4 protein-coding genes and 1 pseudogene are annotated in these 6,473 nt (G+C 60.2%); 2 read left to right on the forward strand and 3 right to left on the reverse strand.

Annotated elements, in window-relative coordinates; all coding sequences use genetic code 11:
- Nucleotides 1-238, reverse strand: a pseudogene (locus EI28_RS14495) (TIGR01210 family radical SAM protein); the annotation flags it as partial.
- A gap of 788 nt (nt 239-1,026) precedes the next feature.
- Between EI28_RS14495 and EI28_RS11915 the strand changes: the two are divergent.
- Together EI28_RS11915 and EI28_RS11920 are read left to right on the forward strand one after the other, a co-directional pair.
- Entirely contained in the window at nt 1,027-2,454 is a 1,428-nt protein-coding gene (locus EI28_RS11915; protein ID WP_048115111.1) for a phenylacetate--CoA ligase family protein, read from the forward strand.
- A gap of 10 nt (nt 2,455-2,464) precedes the next feature.
- Entirely contained in the window at nt 2,465-3,859 is a 1,395-nt protein-coding gene (locus EI28_RS11920; RefSeq protein ID WP_048115104.1) for a phenylacetate--CoA ligase family protein, read from the forward strand.
- A 5-nt stretch (nt 3,860-3,864) separates the two neighbouring features.
- Here the strand turns inward: EI28_RS11920 and EI28_RS11925 are convergent, their stop codons facing one another.
- Together EI28_RS11925 and EI28_RS11930 are read right to left on the reverse strand one after the other, a co-directional pair.
- Nucleotides 3,865-4,896: a GNAT family N-acetyltransferase gene (locus EI28_RS11925; protein WP_048115105.1), complete on the reverse strand. Its 1,032-nt coding sequence runs from the start codon at nt 4,894-4,896 to the stop codon at nt 3,865-3,867.
- A 158-nt stretch (nt 4,897-5,054) separates the two neighbouring features.
- Nucleotides 5,055-6,083, reverse strand: a complete 1,029-nt coding sequence (locus EI28_RS11930; RefSeq protein WP_048115107.1) for a GNAT family N-acetyltransferase — start codon at nt 6,081-6,083, stop codon at nt 5,055-5,057.
- Between the last annotated feature and the right edge of the window lie 390 nt (nt 6,084-6,473).

Consider the following 6,473-nt stretch of genomic DNA (forward strand, 5'->3'; position numbering starts at 1 on the left):
CTTTCTTCATCTTTGCCACGTGCTCGTCGGGGGAATAATCGATCCTCGACTCGACGACCACCTTCTTGATGTTTTTGTAGCCGTCGATGTACGAGCAGATCTTCTCGATGGCGGCAACCGGCATCTCGCGTTCGTTAAAGATATTGCCGTCGTTGTATATCGAGACGATCGGGTAATCCCCGAGATCGACGGCGTCCATCACGTATTCGAACTGCGCGATGTATTCGTCCGCCGACACCTCCCTGCCCCGGGACGTTGCACAGTAAAAACCGCACATGGTGCACCCCCCCGTCTTCTCGACCCATTCGCACCCCGTGGAACGGAGGAAGATAATCAACCGCCTGATGGGCTGATCGTCGAGATGTCCAATCCGCTCCTCCCAGCCAATGGGAACCGTAAAATCGAGATCGTGCGGAGCGTTTCCATTCCGTTTACGCAGCCCGCCGGCCAGTGCCCGGATCTCGTTTAAAATATCATTCTCCGTTGAGTGACCCGTGAAGGTCTCTGCGCTGCTACTGCTATCAGGTACGGCCCTATCTAGAATAATTATCCCCCCTGTTCCGGGCATGCACCTTCATGCCGAAAGCGCACGTCCCCGGTGACTGTCGCCTTATCTTACCAAGACATACCCCTGATAGGCTTCCGCATATTTATAGTTTATCCAATCAGCCAGGTTATCGGGTCATGTTTCCAAAAAGGTATTCTCTGACGGAAAATCCGGCAGAACAGGCAGTCTGTCGAGAAGAATCGGATCCGGACTCCCGCCGTTTTTCCCTCGGAGGGCGATCCGTTCGTCCATAGAACCCTGATCCCGAATGGGAGAGATGACGACATGCCAATTTTTATATACGTTGTTCAGGGGTATACTATCCCGATGCACCGGTGGATAGCCGTCCGGGCGGATAACCCGGAAAACAGCCGGAAAAAACCCGGTGGAACCCGGAAACCGGCAGGACGAAGAGGCGGCGGCGGCGTGCGTTTTCGGCAGATACGGCAGAAGTGCGCATGAAAAGGGAAACGGAGATCATGGTTCGTCTGGGAGAGAGGATCTGCGGCAGGGAATCGTTCACTGCAAAAGCTCTCGGGCTTCTCCCGGCTTATAACGTCTATCGAAAGACCTATGCCCTCCTTCGGGAGTCCCAGCGATGGAACCGGGAAGAACTCGCGGCCCACCAGGCGCAGGCGCTCGCGCGCCTCCTCGACCACGCCTACGAGAATGTCCCTTACTACCGCCGGGTCTTTCAGGAGCGCGGTCTCGTCCCGGAGGACATCCGGGGCCCCGACGACCTGGTGCTCCTCCCGTTCCTGACCCGGGAGGACCTCCAGGCCAACCTCTCCGACCTGAAAGCCCGGAACTACCCGGAGTCCGCCTTCGAGTACGTCACCACCGGCGGCTCCACCGGGATCCCGGTCGGCTTCTACTACGAGAAAGGGGTCTCCCGCGCCCGGGAATGGGCGTTCATGAAGACCCAGTGGGACCGCGTCGGCTACCGGTTCGCCGACCGCTGCGTCGTCCTCCGGGGCTACATCGTCGGGTCTGCTAAAGACGGCGTCTTCTGGAAGAAGACCCTCTTCGGCCGGTGGCTGCTGATGTCCTCCCACCACATGACCGAGGAGACGCTTCCCGCCTACATCGACCGGATCAAGAGGTTCAAACCCCGCTTCATCCAGGGATACCCCTCCACGGCCGTTATCCTGGCACGATACATGCGGGAGCACGGGATCGAGCCGTTTCCGACCGTCAAAGCCGTCCTCTGCGGGTCGGAGAACCTCTACCCCTGGCAGCGCGACCTGCTCGAGGAGGTCTTCGGCTGCCGCGTCTTCTCCTGGTACGGCAACTCCGAGCAGACGGTGCTTGCCGGGGAGTGCGAGGAGAGCACCCACTATCACATCTTCCCCGAATACGGGATCGTCGAACTGATCGGGAGGGACGGCCGGCCGGTTAAGGGCCCGGGGGCCATGGGCGAGGTGGTCGCGACCAACCTCACCAACTTCGTCTGCCCCCTCATCCGCTACCGCACCATGGACCTTGCCACGGCGGCCGGGGGGAGCTGTTCCTGCGGCCGGAGTTACCCAATGCTCGAGCGGGTCGAGGGGAGGCTCCAGGACTTCATCGTGACGGGTAAAGGCGAGCTTCTTTCCGGGATTGCCATGAACATCGATACCGATGCGTTCGATAACGTTAAACAGTTTCAGTTCTACCAGGAGAAGGTCGGGGAAGTCATACTGAATATCGTGAGAAAACCGACGTTCAGCAAGCAGGATGCGGAGTATCTCTACCGGGAAGTGAGCCGGAGTTGCGGCGACGACGTTCTTATCACGATCAGGTACGTTGATAACATACCGCTCACCGCCCGTGGCAAGTATCGCTACTTCGTTCAGGACCTGCCGATACACTTCAGCGAACGAGAGGGGGGGATTGTCGAACACGTGTCCCCCGATCTGCTCGCCTGAGCCGGGAGGTATGCATACGAAGACAGGTCTTCATCGATGGGCATCGCGCGCGAACCCGCTCACCGTAAAGGCACTCAGCCTGGTGCCGTCTTACCGCACCTACCGGCAGATGTACGCGCTCCTCCAGCGGTCACAGTGGTGGAGCCGGGAAGAACTCGCGGCCTACCAGGCGCAGGCGCTCGCGCGCCTCCTCGACCACGCCTACGAGAATGTCCCTTACTACCGCCGGGTCTTTCAGGAGCGCGGTCTCGTCCCGGAGGACATCCGGGGCCCGGAGGATCTCGAACTCCTCCCGTTCCTGACCAAGGAGATCGTCCAGGCCAACCTTCCCGACCTGAAGGCCAGAAACTACCCGGAGTCCGCCTTCGAGTACGTGCGCACGTCCGGCTCCACCGGCACCCCCATGGGGTTCTACTACGAGAAAGGGGCCTCCCGTGCCCGGGAATGGGCGTTCATGAAGACCCAGTGGGACCGCGTCGGCTACCGGTTCGGCGACCGCTGCGTCATACTCCGGGGGCACGTCGTGGACGGGGCAGCCAGCGGCACCTACTGGAGACGAGCGCTCTTCGGCCGGTGGCTGATCATGTCCTCCCACCAGATGACCGAGGAGACCCTGCCGGACTATATCACCTGGATCCACAGGTTCAAGCCCCGCTTCATCCACGCCTATCCCTCCACGGCCGTTATCCTGGCGCGGCACATGCGGGAACACGGCATTGAGCCGTTCCCGACCGTCAGGGCCGTCCTCTGCGGGTCGGAGAACCTCTACCCCTGGCAGCGCGACCTGCTTGAAGAGGTCTTCGGCTGCCGGGTCTTCTCCTGGTACGGCAACTCCGAGCAGACGGTGCTTGCCGGGGAGTGCGAGGAGAGCACCCACTACCATATCTTCCCCGAATACGGGATCGTCGAACTGATCGGAAGGGACGGTCGGCCCGTCCGGGGTCCGGGCGCCATGGGCGAGGTGGTCGCGACCAGCCTCATCAACTTCGTCTGCCCCCTCATCCGCTACCGCACCATGGACGTCGCGGTCGCCACGGAGAAGCGGTGCTCGTGCGGGAGACAGTATCCTCTGCTCGAGAAGGTGGAGGGGAGGCTCCAGGAGTTCATCGTAACCCGGAGCGGGCACCTGATCTCCGTCACCCCCATCAACTACGAGTCGGAGGCATTCGAGAACATCAGGCAGTTCCAGATGTACCAGGAGGAGGTGGGCGAACTCATCATGAAGGTCGTTCGAAAACCGGCCTACACCGAGAAGGACACCCGGCAGCTGATCGACGAACTCCGGTGCCAGCTCGGCGACGAGGTGAACGTCCACGTCCGCTTCGTCGACGAGATTCCCCGCACCGAAGGCGGCAAGTTCCGGTACCTCATCCAGAAAATTCCCATCTCGATCGGCGACCTCTGACGGGCTCAGTCGATGTAGTGGACGACCCTGCGTTTCAGCCAGGGATTGTTGAAGACGGAGGTGTACGCCCATTCCGCCAGGGCCCCGACGATATCCTTCCGGCAGACCTCCATATACATGCCGAGAACCGAACAGAACTTCGACTTGAAGAAGTTGAGGTCGGGCGTGTTCGCCCCGATGTTCTCCAGGTACGAATACCCCCGTGCCTGTGCACGCTGAACCAGGAGCCACTGGAGATACTCGTTCCCTGCGTGAGCGCTCTCGATCCGCGGCGTACCCATCCAGAGCAGGAACCGCCTGTACTCCTGGGTGGCGACGGCTCCCGCGAGCGCGCCTTCCCGGTCGTAGAGGTAGTATGCCGCGAGATGATCCGGGTACGCCCGGAAGACGTCCTCAAAGTAACGCCTGCTGATCATCGGGATGTTCATATCCGGCTGGCTGAACCGCCCGGCGAGCGCCGTATACAAATCAGAGAGATCGGTGCTCCGGACGAGGTCCATCCCGGCCTTCTCGGCTTTCCGGAGTTTATTCCGGAGTTTGTAGTGGAAATCACCCCAGATCGTCTCGAGCGGCCGCGTAAGATCGATCACGTAGGTGTAGTGAACCTTCGGCGTATACCCCCTCCAGATGAACTGCCTGACGTCGGTGAGGCCGGGGACGAAGATCAGGGAGAAGTAATGTGGCGATATCGCATCGATCTCCGCAGAGAGATCCGCCGCAACGAGATCCATGATCGCCTCCTGCTTGCCCAGTTTCAACGCGGCAAAATCCTTCGCCGGGATAAGGCCCTGGTAGGGGATGACCGCCTGCATGGGCGGCGGCGAGAAGAGCGTCTTGACCCCGTGCACGCTCCTGAAGAAGAGCGGAGCGAGGCAGACGAGTTCCTCCCCCTTGTAGATGCCGTACGGGAGGAGCCGGTACCCCGTATGCCGGGCCGTGATCGTGATGTAATCCCATTTGTGGAAAAGCAACCCGTAAGGGCTTGCATCGACAAATGAATCCCACACATCCCTGTCTTTAACAAGTTCGAGCACCATAGAGCCTGACTTCCGGCCGATCGGTCATGCCTGACCGGGCCCGATACAGGATACCTCAAGGGTTATATTTATATCTTCCCCGGCAACGCCGGGGAGCGCGGGGCTGCACCGATTTAAGCGGACCCGGGAGATGCCGGGCCCCTGCAGGCCCCTCCCGATCACCTGACGTAGGGGACAAACCTCTTCTTGATCAGCGGCCTGTTGACGATGTTGCTGTACGCCCATTCCGCAACCCTGCCCACGCCGTCTTTTCTGCTCACCTCAAAAAAGATAGCAAGATCCGGGTTGTACTTCGCCTTATGCATGTTCAGGTTCGGGTTGTTCGCCCCGGTATTCTCGAACTCCGAAAAACCCTTCTCTTTCGCGTTCCGGATCAGGCACCACTGGAGATACTCGTTCGCCGACGTGCCGTCGATCTTCGGCCCGCCGACCCAGAGGAGATAGCGCCTGTACTCCAGGGTCGTGCCGACCCCTTTGAGGTCGCCGGCCCGGTCGTAGAGGTGGTAGACGTGGGCGTGATCCGGGTATGCCCGGAAGATATCCTCGAAGTAGTCGCGGGTGATCATCGGGATGTTCATATCCGGGCGGCTGAACCGCCGGTGCACCGTCTCGTAGAATCGGGTAAGACCGTCACCCTCCTCCAGGTGGTAGCCTTCCTTCTCGAACCGCCGGAGACTCGTGCGCAACTTCGCGTTCACGTTCCCCCAGAGGGTCTCGATAGGCGGTGCGAGGTCGATCGTATACGAATAGTTGATCCCGGTCCGGTAACCGTCCCAGATGAACCGGCGGATGTCGTGAAAGCCCGGGACGAACGTCATCGAGAGGTAGTTCGGCGCGAGATCGCGGAGGGCTTCCTTGAGCCCGTCGGCCACCGCCTGCAGCATCGACTCCTTCTTGCTCTGCTTCGCCGCTGCATAATCCCTGCCCATGACCGCCCCAAGATACGGTATGACCGCCTGCATGGGCGGCGGCGAGAGCACGACGGTGACGCCGTTCGTCCGCCTGCAGAAGAGAGGACAGACCGCGAGCAGTTCTTCGCCCTTGTAGACCCCGCAGGGAAGAAACGTATACCCGGTATGCCGCTTTGTGATCGTTAAGAAGTCCCACTTGTGAAAGAGGAGGCCTGAGGGGCTCTCGTCGACAAACGCGTCCCAGGCATCTCTGTCAGCGATGATCTCGACCGGCAAACAGTTCTTCCTCCGCTCTACCGGATATCTCCGGCCGACCTTTACCTCCTGCGGTCGGCTATATAAATCTAACGTCTCGTGGGGGTCGTGCCGGGGGATTGAGCCCGACCGACCGCACGAACATGGAATCCATGCCGGCTTTTCCGGGCATCGGGAGTCCCGAACAGTGATTTTTGAGATAACATATCTCGCCCGGTGCCGTGGGGGAGAGACAGCAAACCCTAAACCCTGCCGGTCGCCATCATCAACCGTTTCACAAAGGAGCGGTATGCCCACTCGGAAAACGCGCCGAAGGTGTCTTTCTTCTCGATCTCAAAGTACATCGCAAGATCGGGGTTGAACTTCGATTTGAAGAAGGCCAGATCGGGGTTGTTCGCACCCATGTTCTCG

Source organism: Methanoculleus sp. MH98A (genome assembly GCF_000691865.1).
Classification (GTDB): Archaea; Halobacteriota; Methanomicrobia; order Methanomicrobiales; family Methanoculleaceae; genus Methanoculleus.

Coding starts and splice junctions, on each gene's coding strand:
- EI28_RS11915 (WP_048115111.1), top strand. CDS start 1,027: ATGGTTCGTCTGGGAGAGAGGATCTGCGGCAGGGAATCGTTCACTGCA.
- EI28_RS11920 (WP_048115104.1), top strand. CDS start 2,465: ATGCATACGAAGACAGGTCTTCATCGATGGGCATCGCGCGCGAACCCG.
- EI28_RS11925 (WP_048115105.1), bottom strand. CDS start 4,896: ATGGTGCTCGAACTTGTTAAAGACAGGGATGTGTGGGATTCATTTGTC.